The sequence below is a fragment of the Lutispora thermophila DSM 19022 genome (assembly GCF_900142105.1).
GTDB classification, from domain to species: Bacteria; Bacillota; Clostridia; order Lutisporales; family Lutisporaceae; genus Lutispora; species Lutispora thermophila.
Window position 1 is genome coordinate 177,325 of record NZ_FQZS01000004.1, and the last position, 16,905, is coordinate 194,229.

The 16,905-nt window shown below is 29.7% G+C and carries 13 protein-coding genes and 3 pseudogenes; all 16 read left to right on the top strand.

All coding sequences use genetic code 11. The features are described from left to right. The first annotated feature begins 56 nt into the window (after positions 1-56). The 16 genes and pseudogenes from BUB48_RS02845 to BUB48_RS02920 all read left to right on the top strand — a co-directional run bounded on the left by BUB48_RS02845 (position 57) and on the right by BUB48_RS02920 (position 16,884). Complete coding sequence (locus BUB48_RS02845) at positions 57-275, top strand: hypothetical protein (protein WP_073024331.1); 219 nt, start codon at positions 57-59, stop codon at positions 273-275. A 15-nt stretch (positions 276-290) separates the two neighbouring features. Further along, a pseudogene (locus tag BUB48_RS02850) lies at positions 291-560 on the top strand (glycosyltransferase); the annotation flags it as partial. 359 nt (positions 561-919) lie between these two features. Further along, positions 920-2,143, top strand: coding sequence for a glycosyltransferase (locus tag BUB48_RS02855; protein WP_073024335.1), 1,224 nt, complete (start codon positions 920-922; stop codon positions 2,141-2,143). A 3-nt stretch (positions 2,144-2,146) separates the two neighbouring features. Beyond that, a complete protein-coding gene (locus BUB48_RS02860) occupies positions 2,147-3,202 on the top strand; it encodes a polysaccharide biosynthesis protein (RefSeq protein ID WP_073024337.1) in 1,056 nt (351 codons plus the stop codon). Positions 3,203-3,224: 22 nt separating this feature from the next. Next, positions 3,225-4,334 (top strand): capsular polysaccharide biosynthesis protein CapF, encoded by a 1,110-nt coding sequence (locus BUB48_RS02865; protein WP_073024339.1) that lies wholly within the window; start codon positions 3,225-3,227, stop codon positions 4,332-4,334. 3 nt (positions 4,335-4,337) lie between these two features. Then, entirely contained in the window at positions 4,338-5,462 is a 1,125-nt protein-coding gene (gene wecB, locus BUB48_RS02870) for a non-hydrolyzing UDP-N-acetylglucosamine 2-epimerase (RefSeq protein WP_073024341.1), read from the top strand. A gap of 32 nt (positions 5,463-5,494) precedes the next feature. Next, positions 5,495-6,646: a hypothetical protein gene (locus BUB48_RS02875; RefSeq protein ID WP_073024343.1), complete on the top strand. Its 1,152-nt coding sequence runs from the start codon at positions 5,495-5,497 to the stop codon at positions 6,644-6,646. Next, complete coding sequence (locus BUB48_RS02880; protein ID WP_073024345.1) at positions 6,624-7,886, top strand: glycosyltransferase family 4 protein; 1,263 nt, start codon at positions 6,624-6,626, stop codon at positions 7,884-7,886. The genes BUB48_RS02875 and BUB48_RS02880 overlap by 23 nt, the downstream gene beginning before the upstream one ends. A gap of 360 nt (positions 7,887-8,246) precedes the next feature. Next, positions 8,247-9,033: pseudogene (locus BUB48_RS02885) on the top strand (IS982 family transposase). 193 nt (positions 9,034-9,226) lie between these two features. Further along, positions 9,227-10,042, top strand: coding sequence for a LicD family protein (locus BUB48_RS02890; protein WP_073024347.1), 816 nt, complete (start codon positions 9,227-9,229; stop codon positions 10,040-10,042). 68 nt (positions 10,043-10,110) lie between these two features. Continuing rightward, a complete protein-coding gene (ispD, locus tag BUB48_RS02895; RefSeq protein WP_073024349.1) occupies positions 10,111-10,821 on the top strand; it encodes a 2-C-methyl-D-erythritol 4-phosphate cytidylyltransferase in 711 nt (236 codons plus the stop codon). Continuing rightward, on the top strand, positions 10,822-11,868 hold the full coding sequence (locus BUB48_RS02900; protein ID WP_073024351.1) for a zinc-binding dehydrogenase: 1,047 nt from the start codon (positions 10,822-10,824) through the stop codon (positions 11,866-11,868). It abuts the gene before it with no gap. Positions 11,869-11,885: 17 nt separating this feature from the next. After that, the gene (locus BUB48_RS02905; RefSeq protein WP_073024353.1) at positions 11,886-13,256 is read left to right on the top strand and encodes an oligosaccharide flippase family protein; all 1,371 of its coding nucleotides are present in this window, start codon (positions 11,886-11,888) and stop codon (positions 13,254-13,256) included. 11 nt (positions 13,257-13,267) lie between these two features. After that, the gene (locus BUB48_RS18425; protein WP_084524324.1) at positions 13,268-13,921 is read left to right on the top strand and encodes an acyltransferase; all 654 of its coding nucleotides are present in this window, start codon (positions 13,268-13,270) and stop codon (positions 13,919-13,921) included. A 168-nt stretch (positions 13,922-14,089) separates the two neighbouring features. Continuing rightward, positions 14,090-15,964, top strand: coding sequence for a polysaccharide biosynthesis protein (locus tag BUB48_RS02915; RefSeq protein ID WP_073024355.1), 1,875 nt, complete (start codon positions 14,090-14,092; stop codon positions 15,962-15,964). Beyond that, positions 15,961-16,884 (top strand): annotated as a pseudogene (locus tag BUB48_RS02920) (SDR family oxidoreductase). Before BUB48_RS02915 ends, BUB48_RS02920 begins: the two are co-directional and overlap by 4 nt. The last annotated feature ends 21 nt before the right edge of the window (positions 16,885-16,905 follow it).

A 16,905-nucleotide genomic window follows, 5' to 3' on the forward strand; every position in this document is an offset into this window, starting at 1 on the left:
AAAATAATGTTAGATTTGTAATTGATATTCAAGATCTATGGACAGAGGCCTTTAAGATGGTGTTTAATTTTCTTTTAATTAGTGATAATTTATTTTTACCAATGCAAAAGCAAGCCAATTTTATATATCCAACTGCTGATGAGATTATTGCTGTTTCTGATACTTATAAAAATAGAGCGCTTAAAGTTAATAACAAGACCAAGAAAGCGTATAGTATTTATTTAGGCACAGATTTATCCACATTTGATATGTTAGCAGAAACCAATAGGATTTAAAATAAACCAGAAAATGAAATATGGTTGGCTAACATAGGAACTCTTGGACATAGCTATAATTTAACTTTAGTAATTGATGCTCTTGAAATATTAAAAGATCATAGAATAGATAATATTAAGTTCATTGTTATGGGAGATGAGCCATTAAAAGATAAATTTGAAAGCTATTCCATGAAAAAGAATATAAATGTGATTTTTACTGGCCAACTAACATATGGAAAAATGGTTGGTATGCTTAAAGCATGTGATGTAGCAGTAAATCCAATTACTAGTGGTGCAGCATAGAGTATAATTAATAAACATGCTGATTATGCTGCTGCGGGCTTGCCGATTATAAATACACAGGAATGTTTAAAATACAGAAACTTAGTAGATGAATATCAAATGGGATTAAATTGTAATAATAGTGATGCAAGAGATTTAGCTGATAAATTAATGATTTGGATATCGGATAGTTAATTGAGAGAAAAAAAGGGACAAAATAGTAGAAAATTAGTAGAAGAGAAATTTGATAGGGAAAGAACCTATGCTTGCTTGATTAAATTAATTTTTAGTGGTTATCAAGTTGATAAATAGATGAAATAAGTAAATAAATTCTTTTTATAAAATAGTTTTGTTTGAGTTTGAGAGGGTGAGGAGTAATATTGAATGTTTTATTTTTAGGTGGAGTTTTTTCTAAAGAGATGGAAGAAGAAATACTTGAAAAATCAAAAGGTACAGTTCACTATGCTGCTAACAAGCTTCAATGGAATCTGATGGATGGATTTATTGAGATAGATAAATTGAAGCTTGAAATATTATCAGCGCCTTTTATTGGTGCTTTTCCTAAGGACTATATAGATATTAAATACAAAGGTCATAAGTTGATTTATAGAAATGAAATTGAATGTGAGTATGTTAGTTTTAATAATATATGGGGATATAGAAATCTTTCTAGAAAAAAAAGTCTGGTAAGAGGAATAAAGGAATTTGCTAATCGGAGAGTTAATAATAAAGTGATTATAGTTTATTCTCCTCATACTCCATTTTTACAGGCGGCAGTTTATGCGAAAAAAATTGATCCATCAATTCACATATGTTTGATTGTTCCGGACTTACCTCAGTATATGAATCTAAATGAAAAACATTCTTTTATTTACGATATCTTTAAAAGAATTGACATTAATATTTTTAATAATAATTCAAAATGGATAGATTCATTTGTTTTACTTACAGAGCAAATGAAAGATATGTTAAATGTTGGTAAACGACCGTTTATAGTAATTGAAGGTGTTGTTAACATTCAAAATAGTATATATAATGAGATGATTGATACATATGATGTAATGTCAGTAGTGTATACAGGAACATTGAGTAAAAAGTTTGGTGTTGTAAATTTAGTAAAAGCTTTTCATAAGGTAAAATATGAAAATGTTTGTTTAAAGATTTGTGGCAGAGGTGATTCAGAAGATATCATTAAAGAGTATGCCTCTAAGGATGATAGGATTAAGTTTCTTGGTCAATTGTCTAATGAGGAAGCTGTTAAATTACAAAGAAAAGCTACTGTGTTAGTTAATCCAAGGCAAAATAATGAGGAGTTTACTAAGTACTCTTTTCCTTCAAAAAATATGGAATATTTATTGACAGGAAGACCTGTAATTGCGTATAAATTGGATGGAATACCAAATGAATATGATAATTACTTTTACTATGTAGCTGATGATTCTATTGAATCACTCACAAAGACTATAGAAAAAGTACTTGCTTTACCTGAGGAAGAAAGGCTCAAATTTGGTAATAAAGCGAGAGATTTTGTATTAAGAGAAAAAAATAACTATAAAGCGTGCAAAAAAATAATTGATATGATTCAACAGAGTAGGAGTAGATAAATTATGTTTAAAGGAAAAACTTTATTAATTACTGGTGGGACAGGATCTTTTGGTAATGCAGTAATGAAAAGATTTTTGAATACGGATATAAAAGAGATTCGAATTTTTTCTCGTGATGAGAAAAAGCAAGATGACATGAGAAAACTCTACAAAAATGATAAGCTTAAGTTCTATATTGGTGATGTTAGAGATATTCAATCTGTAAAAAATGCTATGTATGGAGTTGATTATATATTTCATGCTGCAGCACTTAAGCAAGTACCATCATGTGAATTCTTCCCATTAGAAGCTGTTAAAACTAATGTACTAGGTACAGATAATGTTCTAACAGCTGCTATTGAATATGGTGTTAAGAAGGTTATATGTTTATCAACAGATAAAGCGGCTTATCCAATTAATGCAATGGGAATATCTAAAGCAATGATGGAGAAAGTGCTTATAGCTAAATCAAAAACAGTGGATCCTAATAGAACTCTTATATGTGGAACTCGTTATGGTAATGTTATGGCCTCAAGGGGTTCTGTTATACCTTTATTTATAGAACAGATTAAAAGCGGACAACCATTAACAGTTACAAACCCAAATATGACAAGATTTCTCATGACTTTGGAAGAAGCAGTAGAATTAGTTGTTCTTGCATTTCAGAACGCTGAAGCGGGAGATATAATGGTACGGAAAGCACCAGCATGTACTATTGGAGACTTAGCTCAAGCAGTTAAAGAACTATTTAACGTAGATAATGAAATTAAAATAATTGGTACGCGACATGGTGAGAAAAGATATGAAACACTTCTTACGAAAGAGGAATATTTAGTGGCACAGGATATGGGTAATTTCTTTAGGGTACCTGCTGATAAAAGAGATTTGAATTATGATAAGTATTTTGTAGAAGGATGCGAGAAACTTTCAACTGATAAAGAGTATAATTCTGACAATACAGAACGTTTAAATATAGATCAAATTAAAGAAAAACTCTTATCTATTGAATATGTTAGACAAGAATTAGAGAGGTTTACTGCTAAAAGAGAAGTAGCATTTACAAAAGAGTTACCTAAATAAATCTGAAAGGCTGGAAGAAATTATGAAGATACTTGTAACAGGAGCCAAAGGCTTTATAGGTAAAAATCTCGTGGCTGAACTTAAAAACAGAAAATATGACGACATATTGGAGTATGATAAAGAAACAGATCCTTCTTTACTTGGAAATTATTGCAAAGAAGCAGATTTTGTATTTCATCTTGCTGGAGTAAATCGTCCAAAAGAACAATCTGAATTTATGGAAGGTAACTTTGGATTTACTTCAACTTTGCTTAATACACTTAAGAAATATAAAAACAAATGTCCAGTGATGATGTCATCATCAACTCAGGCTAAACTAGATAATCCATATGGAAAAAGTAAAAAGGCTGGAGAAGATCTGCTATTTGATTATAGTAGAGAAACTGGCGTGAAAGTACTTATTTATCGTTTCCCTAATGTATTTGGCAAGTGGTGCAAACCAAATTATAATAGTGCAGTAGCAACATTTTGTTATAATATTGCTCATGATTTACCTATAACTGTGAATGATCCAAGTGTTGTAATGAATCTTGTGTATATAGATGATGTAGTAAATGAATTGGTAAATGCCCTTGAAGGAAAAGAAAATAGAAATGGGGACTTTTGTGAGGTTCCAATAGTTCATACAATTACTCTTGGAGCGATTGTTGATTTGATTTATTCCTTTAAGAAAAGTCGTGAAGAACGATCTATTCCAGATATGTCTGACGCTTTTACAAAGAAATTATATAGTACCTATTTAAGTTATTTGCCAAAAGATAAGTTTAGTTATGAACTTAAAATGAACATAGATAACCGAGGTTCATTTACTGAGTTCATAAAAACTCTAGATAGGGGACAAGTATCGATTAATATCTTAAAACCTAGTATTACTAAAGGAAATCACTGGCATCATACAAAAAATGAGAAATTTCTTGTAGTAAATGGAAAAGGAGTTATCCGTTTCAGGAAAATCGATTGTGATGAAGTTATAGAGTATTTTGTTAGTGGAGACAAATTGGAAGTAGTAGATATACCTCCTGGTTATACTCATAATATTGAAAATCTTGATGATACAGATATGGTTACTATAATGTGGGCCAGTGAGCCATTTGATCCTGAAAAGCCAGATACATATTACTTGGAGGTATAACAAATGAAGAAATTAAAGGTTATGACAGTTGTTGGCACGAGACCAGAGATTATAAGACTATCAGCTGTTATTAATAAATTGGAAAGTTCAGAAGCAATAGAACATACTCTAGTACATACAGGGCAAAATTACGATTACGAGTTAAATGAAGTTTTCTTTAAAGATTTTAAACTTAAAAAACCTGACTATTTTCTTAATGTAGCTACTGGAAACGCGATAGAAACTATAGGAAATGTTCTTATTAGAATAGACCCTGTTTTAGAAAAAGTAAAGCCAGATGCATTTCTGGTATTAGGAGATACAAATAGTTGTTTATGTGCTATTGCAGCAAAAAGAAGACATATTCCTATCTTCCATATGGAAGCAGGTAATAGATGCTTTGATCAAAGAGTACCAGAAGAGATAAATAGAAAAATAGTAGACCATATAGCAGATATTAACTTAACTTATAGTGATATTGCTAGAGAATACTTGATAAGTGAAGGATTCCCAGCAGATAGAATTATTAAAACAGGAAGTCCTATGTTTGAAGTTATTAACTCTAGAAGAAATGATATTGCAAAGTCCGATGTTCTAAAAAGATTAGGACTTGAAGAAGGTAAATATTTCGTAGTATCTGCTCATAGGGAAGAGAATATAAACTCAGAAGTTAATTTCTTAGACTTAGTAGATAGTTTAAATGCTGTAGCAGAAAAGTATGAAATCCCTTTGATTGTAAGCACACATCCTAGAACTAAAAAGATGATAGAGGCTAAAGGTATTAAATTTAATCCATTAATTAAAACAATGAAACCTTTAGGATTTAATGATTATGTAAAACTACAAATAAGTGCAAAAGCAGTATTAAGTGATAGTGGTACTATAAGTGAAGAATCATCAATTTTAGGATTTAAAGCTCTTAATTTGAGACAAGCTCATGAAAGACCAGAGGCAATGGAAGAGGCAGCGGTTATGATGGTAGGGCTTAAAAAAGAAAGAATACTACAAGGGTTAGAAGTATTGGAAACTCAAGAAAATGGCACCTTAAGGTTAGTTAGCGATTATTGTATGCCAAATGTTTCAGATAAGGTATTAAGGATTATCCTTTCCTATACTGATTATATAAATAGAGTTGTATGGGGAATGTAAAATTCATAATTTTGAAAATGGAGAGATTAACGATGAGTAGAAGAAGTGAGGTTATAGAGATTACAATTTTAATATTAGTGAGTTTCTCTCCGCTGCTATCGCAACCATTAAAAGCAGCATTGATACTGTTTATTTTAATTTTAAATAATAAATATTTACTAAAGTTTTCAAAGGGTAAAGCTATTATACTTGGAATATTTATGACAATATTTATTTTTAGTTCAGTTCTTGATTTAAGGAACATATCTTCATTATCGCAATTTAATATACTGAATCTGTATTTTCCTTTGTGTATACTTTTAGGTTATGTTATAAGTGAAAAGTATACATTAAGCAGATTTTTTTATCTTTTAGATAAAGTTATATTTATATTAGCGATATTTTCTCTAATAGGCGTATTTATTTATACATTTATTCCAAATGTAATAAATTATTTACCAGTATATCATTATTATCATACAACTCATAAAACAGCTTATTTTTTTAATATTTTAACTAATGGACCAAATGGTATTTTAAAAAGGAATGCGGGCATAGCCTGGGAACCAGGTGCGTTTCAGTTTATACTAAATTTGGGGTTATACTCATATTTAAATACCAATAAAAAAACAAGCTTGTTTAGAATTGCAATTTATTCAGTTGCAATTATTACCACAAGATCAACAGCTGGTATTTTAATATTTATCGCGATAACATCTAAATTATTTTTAGAAGATAAAAAAGCTAGAGTTATAATATTATCATCTGTTCTGGTTTTTGGAGGTTTAATTATAGAAGAACTGACATATCAATATAAATATAAATTATTTGGAAGTTATGCGTTTCAGATTAGATTAGAGCCTTTATTGAATGCTTTTAATGTTGGTAAAAAACATTTCTTTGGTTTAGGAAATAGTGGTTTTGATATTTTATATAGAAATATTACTACTCCTCCATGGGATTCAATTGGTCAGATATTTATTAGATATGGTTATCCTTTATTTATATGTATAATTGTTTGCTTACTTCAACATATAAAAAGACACAAGATACTTTTTATAATTCTTGTGATTACTTATAGTAGTCAAAACATTTGGTTTTTTCCACTAGTTACAACATTTTATTTCAATTTTATTGAAAAAGAAAAAAAGAACAAAAGAAATAATATTAAGGTGGAGAATTATGAAAATATTATGGTTAGTTAACATACCATTACCAGAGGCAAGCTTATTGATGGGAGAAAAACCATTGCCATATGGAGGATGGTTACTAGAGGTATCTAAATTTATATCAAAAAGAGAAGATGTGGACTTATATATAGCATTTCCACATAAGCGAGTAAATAAATATAGAATACTATATGGAGAAAATATAATCTATTATGCATTTAAACATATAAATGAAAGAAACTATAAATCTATTAGATGTAAAAAAATACTTGAGTGTATTTTTAAAGAAGTAAAACCTGATTTAGTTCATGTGTATGGAACAGAACTTCTACATACATTAGCTTTTATAAATATATGTAGGGAACTTGATATTAAAGTGGTAATTTCAATCCAAGGATTGGTATCAGTAATCTCAAGACATATGTATGCAGGTCTTCCTTTTAGAGCAATTTATGGAGCAACTGTTAGAAATATTTTACTGAAGGATAATGTATCAGGATTAAAAAATTTATTTGCTAAACGTGGAAAATTAGAAATAGAGGCTATAAAGAGAACTAATCATATTATAGGAAGAACAACATGGGACAAAGCATGTATATCACAGATAAATCCTAATGCAAAATATTATTTCTGCAATGAGACATTGCGGAATGAGTTTTATAAACATAGCTGGGAGTTAGATAAATGTGAAAAGCATTCTATCTTTCTTAGCCAGTGTCAATATCCAATAAAAGGGTTACATTATGTTCTTGAGGCATTGGCTATTATTTTAAGACAGTATCCAGATGCAAAACTGTATGTTAGTGGCAAAAATATTATAAAATCTGATACTATAAAAGATAAGATGCTTATGACGTATTATGGAAGATACATAAAAAAAATGATTATGAAATTAGGTTTAGAAAATAGCATTGTATTTACCGGTGTGTTAGATGAAAAAAGCATGTGTGAAGCATATTTAAAATCTCATGTTTTTGTCTGTGCATCATCTATTGAAAATAGCCCTAATTCTTTAGGAGAAGCAATGATATTAGGTGTACCATGTGTTGTATCGGATGTTGGTGGTATATCCGATATGATCAGGCATATGGAAGAAGGTTTTGTGTATCAATCAGATGCACCTTATATGTTAGCTCATTATATATGTGAGATATTTAATAATGAAGATTTAGCTTTAGAATTTTCTAAGAATGCTAGAATACATGCACTGAAGACACACGATAGACAAGAAAATTTAAATAGATTATTACATATATATGAAGAATTTTTAAAATGATTTGATTACTAATACATAGTTGTTTAAGCCTATTTGACTTAAAAAATATAATGTTTTTATATAGGAATGAGTAAATACAGATTAAGTATTATATTAAGAAATTATGTAATACAGATTTATAAATTTTACAAGAAGTTATTTAGAATTTGTGATTAGAGTTTGCAGGTGAACTTTATAATGCACATAATAGTTATTACCATATTCTTAAGAAAATATATGTAAATTATATGAAATTGCATTTTAATAATAAATTTAACTTGTTGTGCTAGCTTTGAATTACCAAAAATCTACGAATGAAAAACTCCAACATATTATGTAATCTATCATTAGTAACCACAAAAATGATAGGGGGTCACATATATGCTGGAGTCTGATAGAAACTATTCTATCAAAGAAATTGGAGATTTAAAAGAATTTATAACTGTCGTTTATGTCATAATTGACGATATTTACTAGGAAGTTACTCCAGCACATATTAAAAATCATTGTAATATCAATACTTCAAAAACGAGTGATAGTGAAATAATTACCTTAAGCATTGTTGCTGAATTATTAACCATTGATTCAGAAAATGCTTAGTTTGGCTTCTGTAAGAAAATATGAGAGACTTGTTTCCAAGGCTATGCAGCAGGTCTAGATTTAATAGAATCAGAAGAAACCTTCATGCAGTGATAGAAGAAATCCGGAAGAAGATTTTTGTTCTTACAGGATATGTAAACCAACCATACAGGATTATTGACAGCATTCCAATTCCAGTATGCAATTTGGTAGAGCATATTTTCATAAGACATCCAAAGGATTTGGTACTACTTATGGTAAATGTGCATCCAAAAAGGAAACATATCTGGGATATAAACTACACATGCTTACAACCATAGATGGTTTCATAACTGATGAAGAGTAACAGCAAAATTAAATTTCCTAAAGAATTGCGATAAACTATCTTTAGATTAAGGCAGAGGATTGAGACAACAGCGTCCCAGTTTACTTGCAAACTCAATATTGAGAGAGTACTAGCACGAAGTTTTTATGGGGGTTGCAAGCAAGGATTAAAGCCAAGCTATTGGCTTATAACTTGTGTTATTACATCAACAAACTTATGGGTCGTGAGTTACAATCAAGAATCAAAGAGTTAGTATTTGGATAATTAATCCACATAAGTATTATTTAGCAGGGATTCTATACCCTTACTAATTGGTATAATATTCCTTTCAGTTAAATCGAATTATATAGCACAAGAGGTTAAGTTAGAGCAAATCGGAAACGAGATTTGTAATGCTGATGTTTATGCTCAATATTTAGCTAAATAAGTGATAAAGTAGTGTGGAGGTAAAATAATTATGGAAGACTCAATATTACGACAATTACAAATAAAAGAGCTCGAAATTCTTTTAGAAATTGATAAGATATGTAAAAAGAATAATTTAACATACTATCTGATAGGTGGATCAGCTTTAGGTGCAATAAGGCATAATGGATTTATACCATGGGATGATGATATTGATATTGGTCTTCCTAGAAAAGATTATGAAGCATTTTTAAATATATGTAAAACTGAATTGGACAGCAACTACTTTTTACAGACATGGAAAACAGATAAAAATTATATAAACGAATACGCAAAAGTAAGGTTGAATAATACAGCTTTTGTTGAAGAAGGAGTAGAAGAGCGTGATATGCATCATGGAATTTTTGTCGATGTTTATCCAATAGATGGAACATATAAAAATAAAATAATGCGATATATGCACAAACTGTTATATAATATATTGTGTCGTATAAGTGGATGTAAAATTAATACATATTCAACAAATAAATTGAAAGGTTTTATTAAAAAGATTGTTTCTTTTATATTTCCTTTTAAGTTTATACATATAACAATTGATTGGGTAATTTCAAGAGTTCCAGTTTCAGAAGCGCAATTAATTGGTAACATCTTAGGCAGAGCAGGTTATGACAAAGAATTAATGCCAAAAGAGTATTTTGGTATACCAATAGAACATGAGTTCGAAGGATATATGTTACCTATTCCAAATAATTGGGATAAATATCTGACTAGATTATATGGAGATTATATGCAAATTCCACCGTTAGAAAAAAGGGAATCTCATAAACCAGTATATATAAGTTTTAATCATGAATATAAACCTAAATAAGCTAGTATTTTTTATAATTTAGTTAATATAAAACTTGATGGATAAAATTGTATTATGGAGTGAAAAAGATGAATGTTGCTGTTATTTTAGCTGGTGGTCATGGAACTAGGATGGGAATTATTGACAAACCAAAGCAATTTATTGATGTATATGGAAAGCCAATATTAATTCATACATTAGAGATTTTTGATGCAAATTTAGATATCGACGCTATAGCTGTTGTATGTTTAGATGACTGGCACGAAGATTTGAGTATATGGCTTAGAAAGTATGAATTAAATAAAGTTAAATGGATAGTTAGAGGAGGAAAAACAAGACAGGAATCTGTAAGGAATGCTATCGAAGTAATAAAAACAAGTTGCAATGGTGATGATATAGTTATTATTCACGATGCAGCTAGACCATTAGTATCAAACAGAATAATTAAGGAAAATATTGAGTTAGCAAAAAAATATGGAGCTGTGGATACTGTTATACCAACTACAGATACTATAATTAGAAGCAAGGATGGGAATAAGATATTTGATGTACCAGTAAGAAGAGAATTATATTTAGGACAAACTCCTCAAAGTTTTAAATACTCAATTATTTTGGAAGCACATGATAAAGCTGTAAAAGATGGCATATTAGATGCAACTGATGACTGTCAATTAGTTTTGAATTGTAACAAAGATGTATACATTGTTGAAGGTGAAAAATTGAACTTTAAGATTACAACTATGGATGATTTACTATTGTTAAAAGCTATAATTAAGCTAGGAAAAATCGGAGAGATATAAATGCTTACAAAAAGTTATAAAATTGTTCAACCAAAAAGATTTGAAATATATATAGACAATATTGAGCCAAAAGAAGATGACGCTATAATAAAAATCGAGTATGCTGCAATTTGTAAAGCAGACATAAGATATTATTTAGGTAAAAGAGACATGAGAGTTTTAGATAAAAAATATCCTATGAGTTTACTGCATGAAGCTGTTGGTATTGTAATAAAAGATTATTCTGGAAAATTTACTGTCGGTGAGAAAGTAGCTTTGGTTCCAAATATAGTTAGCAATTGCATGGAAGATAAATGTACTAATAAAGTGTGCTTGGATAATAAACTAGGACAAAATTATTGTCCTCGTGCATTATTCGCTTCAAGTAACTATAATGGTTTTTCTAGAAGTATAATAGCGTATCCTTCTAGTAATATTGTGAGAATTAACAATAATATTGACCTTTGTATAGCTGTATTTGCTGAACTTATATCGGTAGCAAATGCGGCAATTAGAAGAATAGATATAGATAAAAATGATAGAGTAGCTGTTTGGGGCGATGGGATATTAGGTTATATTCTGTGTTCAGTTTTACATAATATATACGACGTGAATTTTACAGTAATTGGTAAACATGAAGAAAAATTAAAAGAATTCACAGCAGATAAATATATTTTGTTGGATGATGAGTATAAACTGACATCTAATGTAGATATTGTTTTTGAATGTGTCGGCGGAAGCAATTCAGAAAATGCAATTAACCAAATTATTGATACTATTAATCCTGGAGGAAAAATAGTATTGGCAGGAGTTCCTGATAAAAATCCTAATATTGATGTTAGAAAAGTATTGGAGAAGGGGATTTCAATATATGGAGTAACAAGAAGTAATGTTAATGATTTTTATAATGCGATATCACAGCTAGAAAATGATAATTTTTATAAGTGTATTTCAAAACTTTTTTTAGATGAATTGATAATAAACGATATCACAGATTACTATAAAGCTTTTGAAATGGAGATTTTAAACAGGAAATTAGGAAAAAATATTTTGAAGTTTAGATTTTGAATTTTGAGGGTAAAACAATGAATCTTAAACAAGCATTTAAAGTAATAATTATTGATGGGCTATCTTTAATAATTGGAATATTGAATGGATTTTTTCTTCCTAAGATATTTAGTATTGATCAATATGCGTTTTACAAATCTTATGGTCTTTATATTGCATATGCAGGAGCTTTTCATTTTGGTTTTTCTGATGGAATATATATTATGCTTGGTGGGAAAAAAGAAGACGAAGTTGATAAGAAAAAGATCAGGGGTTATTTTAATATCCTTATCAAAATTGAATTAGTAGTAATTATAATTTTACTACTACTTTATTTTACTATTATTAGAGAGAGAGAATTCTTTTTATTTTTAATATATATTTTGCCTTTTCAGATAGTTCACTTTTTTAAACTATATTATAGGGCTATAGGGAAATTTGATTATTATTCTTTAATTCAAGGAATATTAATTTGTTTAAATTTTATTAGTACTGTTATAATAATTTTCTACATAAAAGCTCCTATTCCATATATTATTATGCAGACGATAGCATATATAGTTATAGCAGCATTTTTAAGTAGTAAATTTTGTCGTAGTTATGTAAGCGCTGAAAAAATAAAAAAAGAAGAGATAAGGTATATTATAAAGTTAGGATTATCAGTGATGATAGCAAACCTTATAGGTACTTTATTTTTTTCACTTGATAGATGGTTTATAAAATTACTTTATACTAAAGAAGAATTTGCCTATTATTCTTTTGCTGTTTCTATGATGAACATATTTATGAGTTTGCTAAGTTCATTGGTCATACTGTTTTATCCTTATTTTTCAAGAAATATTGATAATATATTAATAAGAAGAAAAATAAAATTATGGCTTATAATGATTTTATCATATGCTCCGATAGCTTATTATATATTACATCTTATTATTAACACATATATATCTAGTTATAACAGAAGCATTGAAATTATAGGAATGTTATTACTATCAATTCCTTTTATGGGAATCATAAATGTGGTATACTCAAATCTTTACAAGGCTTTAAAAAATGTAAAGACTTATTTAAAAACTGTAGTAAAAATGTTTTTTGTTGCTTCCTTACTTAATACTATAGCATATTTACTGTTAGGAGATATGATAGGTATAGCCATAGCATCATTAATTTCTTTTATAATATGGTATATATATTCATCAAAGGATTTTGCGGGATTAGAAATTGATTTAAAAGAATGTACATATTATATAATTTATATAGTTGTATATTTTGTATTAAAGATGAGTAATTTGAATCCTCTAATTTCATTAGTAATACATTTAGTAATTATAGTATTAACCCAAGCAGTTTTATACGGAGATGAATTATTTGCTCTAATAAAAAAAATGATTTTTGTTTTTAAGCATTGAGAGGAAAAAATATGAAGAGAATATTAAGATATATTATAGCTTTGTTTTCTATAGGAACTTATAAAAGCGTGTATAACTCTATTAAATTGTTTCCTGATGTTTTTTATAAGTTGCCAGTTAGAATTTTTGGTAAAAGTCTATTTAAATATAATAAATCTTCACAAATTATTATAAAAGATAGATTATATATTGGTAGCCATATTACTGAGTTAAGCAACAAAAAGACTAGGGTAATAATTAGAGGAAATTCATATTTAATTATAGATGGTAGAGTAGATATTGGGCCAGGGGTAAATATTATAGTAAATGATAATGCAAAGTTATATATAGGTGATAAAACATATATTGCTGCAGACAGTAAAATATACTCTTCAAAGAGTATACATATAGGGAATAACTGTGCATTATCTTGGGGGCTTAATATAATAGATAGTGATTTTCATATACTGAGTTATTGTGATAGAGAGCATGAAATGACATCTCCTATATATATAGAAGATAATGTATGGATTGGATGTAATGTAACTATATTAAAAGGAGTAAGAATTGGAGATGGTGCTGTCATAGGTGCAGGTTCAGTAGTAACAAGAGATATACCTAGTAACTGTGTAGCAGTTGGAAATCCTGCCAAAGTAGTACATGAAAATATTAAATGGGTTTTATAATAATTTTACTATTCCATTTGTGATATAAAGGAAAATATGAAAAAATTTATAAAATATTATTTAACAATAATTACAGAAGATAAAGTTAATTATCTTTTCGGCATGTGTAGACATGCCTTTTTATTTAATTATATAATATAATAGAATGATTGTGAAAAGAGGAATGCTATGGACAAAAAGCTAAAGAATGTTTTAGCATTCATATTGGATGCCATACTTATAAATATTTCCATTATGGTGGCATATTATCTACGCTTTGGAAGAAATCTTACCTTTAGCTATTTTCTTGTATACTTATATATGAGCCCTTTTGTCACAATAGGCAAAATAATGGTATTATACTATTTTGGCATGTATAAAAACATATGGAAGTATGCCGGGGTAGATGAGATTGTAGATCTTTTCATGGCAGCTGCAGTAAGTAATGGTCTTGTAATTATAGCCATATACATGGGACGGCTTATGGTTCCCAGGAGCATTTATGCCATAGCTTTTTTTATAGATTTATTTCTTTTAGGTTTAAGCCGTTTTGGTACGAAAATATTTAAAAGAGTTAATATTTATGACATTGTATATTTCTTCAAGAAGGATAAAAGAAAAAGGGTTATGATAGTAGGTGCTGGTGAAGCAGGTAGTATACTCTTACAGGAGTATAAAAATAATAAAGATCTAAATATGAAGCCTGTATGTTTCATAGATGATGATCCGAAGAAAATAGGAAACAGAATAAGAGGTATACCTGTTGTAGGGAGCAGCAAAGATATAGCAGGATATGCTATAAGTAACGATATAGATGAAATTGTAATAGCTATACCTTCCGCTAATAACCAAGATATAAAGAGGATTATTGAGGAATGTAACAAGACTCGCTGCACTATAAAGATTGTGCCTGATATAAGAGATATAAGAGAATTTCAAGGGGACATAAAGGAACTTTTGATAAAAAAAATAAGGAATATTGACGTGAATGATCTTCTGGGCCGCGACAAGGTAAAACTGGATCAGAACATTGTATCTAAGTATTTAAATGGCAAAAGAGTTCTTATAACAGGTGGAGGAGGTTCTATAGGTTCAGAACTGGCAAGGCATATAGCTAGATTTAATCCATCATCTTTAATATTGGTGGATATCAGTGAAAACGGTCTTTTCGATATTCAAAATGAGATTTGCTATGATTATCCTAATTTAGATGTAAGTTATATAATTGGTTCTGTCAGAGATCGAGAGCGTATGGGTAGTATATTTGTTGAGTATAAGCCTGAAATTGTGTTTCATGCAGCAGCTCATAAGCATGTAACCTTTATGGAAGATGCACCGGGAGAGGCTGTAAAGAATAATGTACTAGGTACTTTGAATATTGTAAAGTTATGCGATGAGTGTGATGTAAAGAAATTTGTTCTCATATCTACTGATAAGGCAGTAAACCCTGCCAATATTATGGGCGCTAGCAAAAGGATTTGCGAGATGATGGTACAGGCATACAACAGCATATCAAGTACAGAGTATGTAGCTGTGAGATTTGGAAATGTATTGGGGAGCAACGGCAGTGTGATACCCCTTTTCAAAAAGCAGATAGAGAGGGGAGGTCCCGTTACTGTCACCCATCCTGAGGTAATAAGGTATTTTATGACAGTATCAGAAGCGGTGCAATTGGTGCTTGAATCCGCTGCCATGGCAAAAGGCGGTGAGATATTTGTATTGGATATGGGAGAGCCTGTATCTATAGATAAATTGGCTAGAGATTTGATAAAACTTTCAGGATTCGAACCTGATAAGGATATTGAAATCAAGTATATTGGCCTCAGACCGGGTGAAAAGCTATTTGAAGAGCTTCTGATTAATAAAAGTAAAATGAGAAAAACTTGTAATGAAAAGATTTATGTAGAAAAGTCTATGGAGTATGATATAAACGAGTTAATGAAATATATTAAGAAGATGGAACAGGTTGCAGATGTAGACAATGAAAAGGTAATATCATTAATAAAAGAACTTGTCCCTATATCAAATGGACAAGCAGAGAAACAGAAAGCAGGTGTAGTATGAAAAAAGTATTGGTGACAGGAGGCGCTGGTTTTATTGGCTCTCATGTGGTCGACAGAGTAATAGAAGAGGGACATGAAGTAGTAATATTAGATAACTTATCTACGGGCAAGGTGCAAAATATTAATGTTCATGCGAGGTTTTATATTGCAGATATAAGGGATAAGGATATAGGGGATATATTTAAGATTGAGAAACCTGATATAGTGATTCATCATGCTGCTCAGATAGATGTTCAAAGATCTATAAAGGAGCCTGCTTTTGATGGAGATATAAACATAATTGGTACTGTAAATATGCTGGAGAACTGTAGAAAGTTTGGTGTTGATAAATTTATATATGCTTCTTCTGCAGCAATATATGGTACGCCTGTATATTTGCCGGTGGATGAAAAACATAGTATTGAGCCGATATCATATTACGGTGTATCAAAGTATACACCTGAGCTGTACATAAAGGTATACAACTAGTTGTATGGCATAAAGTATACAATACTAAGATATGCAAATGTATATGGCATCAGGCAAGAGCCTAAAGGTGAAGGCGGTGTAATATCAATATTTCTGGATAAGATGCTAAGGGGAGAACAGCCTACCATATTTGGAGACGGATCAAATACTCGTGATTATACATATGTAGAAGATATTGCTGAAGCCAATTTGAAAGCTTTATATCATGGGGATAATGAAATATTCAATATTGGGACAGGCAAGGCTACAGATCTTAATAGACTATTTGATATTATGAAGAAATTGATAGGTTTCAAAGGTGACGCAATTTATGGTCCATTTAGACCGGGAGATATAAAAGATAGCTGTTTATGTAATGATAAAGCAGTTGGGTCTTTAAAATGGGAATGGAAATATTCCATTGAGAAAGGATTAGAAAAAACTATAAAATATTATAAGGAAAAGTATGTTTAAACATGATATAATTAGCATGGT

Bases quoted from the DNA above. Each gene is read 5' to 3' on its own strand.
- BUB48_RS02845 (WP_073024331.1), top strand. From the start codon at position 57: ATGGTGTTTAATTTTCTTTTAATTAGTGATAATTTATTTTTACCAATG.
- BUB48_RS02860 (WP_073024337.1), top strand. From the start codon at position 2,147: ATGTTTAAAGGAAAAACTTTATTAATTACTGGTGGGACAGGATCTTTT.
- BUB48_RS02865 (WP_073024339.1), top strand. From the start codon at position 3,225: ATGAAGATACTTGTAACAGGAGCCAAAGGCTTTATAGGTAAAAATCTC.
- wecB (WP_073024341.1), top strand. From the start codon at position 4,338: ATGAAGAAATTAAAGGTTATGACAGTTGTTGGCACGAGACCAGAGATT.
- BUB48_RS02875 (WP_073024343.1), top strand. From the start codon at position 5,495: ATGAGTAGAAGAAGTGAGGTTATAGAGATTACAATTTTAATATTAGTG.
- BUB48_RS02880 (WP_073024345.1), top strand. From the start codon at position 6,624: ATGAAAATATTATGGTTAGTTAACATACCATTACCAGAGGCAAGCTTA.
- BUB48_RS02890 (WP_073024347.1), top strand. From the start codon at position 9,227: ATGGAAGACTCAATATTACGACAATTACAAATAAAAGAGCTCGAAATT.
- ispD (WP_073024349.1), top strand. From the start codon at position 10,111: ATGAATGTTGCTGTTATTTTAGCTGGTGGTCATGGAACTAGGATGGGA.
- BUB48_RS02900 (WP_073024351.1), top strand. From the start codon at position 10,822: ATGCTTACAAAAAGTTATAAAATTGTTCAACCAAAAAGATTTGAAATA.
- BUB48_RS02905 (WP_073024353.1), top strand. From the start codon at position 11,886: ATGAATCTTAAACAAGCATTTAAAGTAATAATTATTGATGGGCTATCT.
- BUB48_RS18425 (WP_084524324.1), top strand. From the start codon at position 13,268: ATGAAGAGAATATTAAGATATATTATAGCTTTGTTTTCTATAGGAACT.
- BUB48_RS02915 (WP_073024355.1), top strand. From the start codon at position 14,090: ATGGACAAAAAGCTAAAGAATGTTTTAGCATTCATATTGGATGCCATA.